Origin of the sequence: Finegoldia magna (assembly GCF_018371055.1) — a bacterium.
Lineage (GTDB): Bacteria > Bacillota > Clostridia > Tissierellales > Peptoniphilaceae > Finegoldia > Finegoldia magna_I.
Window position 1 is genome coordinate 1 of sequence record NZ_JAGYZD010000238.1, and the last position, 2,522, is coordinate 2,522.

General features: G+C 34.9%; 3 protein-coding genes and 1 pseudogene. 2 read left to right on the forward strand and 2 right to left on the reverse strand.

The window, feature by feature from the left end:
• Positions 1 to 51: 51 nt before the first annotated feature.
• Complete coding sequence (locus KHW44_RS08495) at positions 52 to 708, reverse strand: YoaK family protein (RefSeq protein ID WP_002835925.1); 657 nt, start codon at positions 706 to 708, stop codon at positions 52 to 54.
• 119 nt (positions 709 to 827) lie between these two features.
• Here KHW44_RS08495 and KHW44_RS08500 point away from each other — a divergent pair, with 119 nt between their 5' ends.
• Positions 828 to 1,928, forward strand: coding sequence for a sulfurtransferase (locus KHW44_RS08500; RefSeq protein WP_304068426.1), 1,101 nt, complete (start codon positions 828 to 830; stop codon positions 1,926 to 1,928).
• The gene (locus KHW44_RS08505) at positions 1,928 to 2,317 is read left to right on the forward strand and encodes a hypothetical protein (protein WP_304068429.1); all 390 of its coding nucleotides are present in this window, start codon (positions 1,928 to 1,930) and stop codon (positions 2,315 to 2,317) included. Before KHW44_RS08500 ends, KHW44_RS08505 begins: the two co-directional genes overlap by 1 nt.
• Before the next feature lie 22 nt (positions 2,318 to 2,339).
• Here KHW44_RS08505 and KHW44_RS08510 read toward each other — a convergent pair.
• A pseudogene (locus tag KHW44_RS08510) lies at positions 2,340 to 2,522 on the reverse strand (hypothetical protein); the annotation flags it as partial.

A 2,522-nucleotide genomic window follows, 5' to 3' on the forward strand; every position in this document is an offset into this window, starting at 1 on the left:
TGTAAAGCATTACGTATCCATTTGTTTCATTTGGGTTTTTCATTTGTTTCATTATTTGTTCCTTTCTGTTTCGTGCATTATGATGAATGCGATGAGTATGACGACAGGAAGTATGAGTATTGATTTTGTTGAGTAGACAATGGATGTGAGTGTTCCAATTATACAGCCTAGTATGAATATCAGGATTGCAGCATATGTCGTAAATGATGCTTTGAGTAGGTTGTCATCTTTTGTATATGCGTAGTCGATGAGTCTGTCGGTTGCTTTTTTCAAATTTCCTGTGCACATTGTGGTCATTAAATCGACTCCGTTGAATCTTCTGAATGCTTCGATTTGCATTGCGCATACGAATGATATGAGAAGACATGCTAATTTGTTCAAATTTTCTGGGATAAATCCAACTAATGCGAGGATTATTCCTTCGAAAACTATGATTACTTGTCTCCAATGTACAATTTTCATGTATTTGTGTTTTTTTTCAAATATTCTAACCAGAGTTGTTCCCAATATGAATGCGATAATCGGCATGATGTAGCGGACTATTTTGTCCAAATTCCCATAGCAAATATTTATCGACAATAACACGAGGTTTCCTGTTTGTGCAAATGCGAACACTCCTCCACGAGTTACGTAGCTGTAGCTGTCCAAGAATCCTCCGATTAGTGTTAGTATGAACATTATTTGTAAACTTTCAGATTTCTGTGTCATTAAATCACCTGCTTATTTGATTACATTATACCATTTTTTTATTTATAGAAAAAATCAATAAGTGATTTGAACAATATGTGATACAATAAATTTGTAACAAATTAATTCGAGGAGGAGTTATGAAAAAACTATACAAATTATTGCTATTAGTTGCCGTTGTGAGCATGGCTTTTACAGCGTGTGCTAAAAAAGACGACAAACAAACTGATAACACTAAACAAGAACAAAAGACTGAACAAAAATCAGAAGAAAAGAAAGAAGAAAAGAAGGAAGAAGCTTCAAACAAAGAAGTTGACAGAAAAATCTTCGTCGATCCACAATACGTTAAGGATGTAATCGACGGAAAAAGCGATGTAAAAGATTACGTTGTTGTCGAAGCAACTTGGGGAGAAGCTAAGGACAGCCCAGATTATTTGAAGGGTAACGGCCACATCAAAGGTGCCATCCACGTTAACACGGATTCAATCGAAGTTGGTCCAGTATGGAATTTGAGATCTCCTGAAGAAATCGAAAAAGCATTACTTGCACAAGGAATCACTAAGGACAAGACAGTTATAGTTTACGGTCCAGACACAGGCGCAACAAGAGTTGCCTTCACTTATATGTATGCAGGTGTTGAACACGTTAAGATTTTGAACGGTGGAATCAAAGCTTGGAAAGACAAAGGATTTGAAACAGAAACTACTGAAAACAAAGCAGTTGCAGCAACTGATTTTGGAACAAAAGTACCAGCTCATCCAGAATATTTGATTTCTTTGGATCAAGCAAAAGACAAACTTGCTAACGACAAGAATTTCCAATTAATTTCAATCAGAAGTGAAAAAGAATGGAAGGGAATTGAATCAGGATATTCTTACATTCCAAAAGCTGGTGAACCAAAAGGCGCATTGTGGGGTAAATCAGGAAAAGACAACTCTGATATGTCTTACTACACAAACCCAGATGGAACTTACAAATCATTCGATGAAGTTAAGAAAATGTGGGAAGAACAAGGAATATCTACAGACAAAGAAATGTCATTCTACTGTGGAACAGGTTGGAGAGCAACATTACCTTGGTTTATAGCATTTGAAAACGGATTAAATCCAACAATCTTCGATGGTGGCTGGAACGAATGGCAAATGCACAAGGAACTTCCAGTACAAGTTGGAGATCCAAAAGACAAGGACGTAGAATTCACAACAGTTGACAAATTGCCAAACGACAAAGCAACAAAATAATGAAAATATTTAGAAGAATTTTATCTGTAATCCAAATCGTAGCACTGTTTGCGATATTTATCGTGCATTATTTCACCAAACACAAAATGGGAATGCAACGACACGTAATGTACAAGAACATGATGTTCGAACAACAAGTAGACATGAATATTGTAATTCCAGTTATAATAGCCGTGCTTATACTGATGTTTGTGTATTTGACTTACAGAATCATTAAAAATAAAGTATCCAAGCTAGAATACGTGCTGTTCGTGAATCTTTCAGTATTTGCAATATTAATGGCAACATTCGCCAAAAATGTTTTCGAATTAGATTACAACGTAGCCATCATTCTTTCAGCAGTGGTTGCGTTACTACAATTTATAAAAACAACAAGCTCATCTTATTAGGTGAGCTTGTTTTTGTGGGCAATTATTTCCAAGTATTTAAACATTTTTGATACTTGATATAATCAGCAAACGGCTTTCTTGCAAGGTAGTTGTGATTGTCTATCATATTTTTTTCTTTTTCTAATTTTTTATCATAAGCAAAACAAAACATCTTGTTGTAGTTATTTTTTCTAGGATTCAAATAAACATTTGAGTACAAGAAATA

What these genes read in the sequence shown, in the direction of transcription:
- KHW44_RS08495 (WP_002835925.1), bottom strand. Translation starts at nt 708, where the DNA reads ATGACACAGAAATCTGAAAGTTTACAAATAATGTTCATACTAACACTA.
- KHW44_RS08500 (WP_304068426.1), top strand. Translation starts at nt 828, where the DNA reads ATGAAAAAACTATACAAATTATTGCTATTAGTTGCCGTTGTGAGCATG.
- KHW44_RS08505 (WP_304068429.1), top strand. Translation starts at nt 1,928, where the DNA reads ATGAAAATATTTAGAAGAATTTTATCTGTAATCCAAATCGTAGCACTG.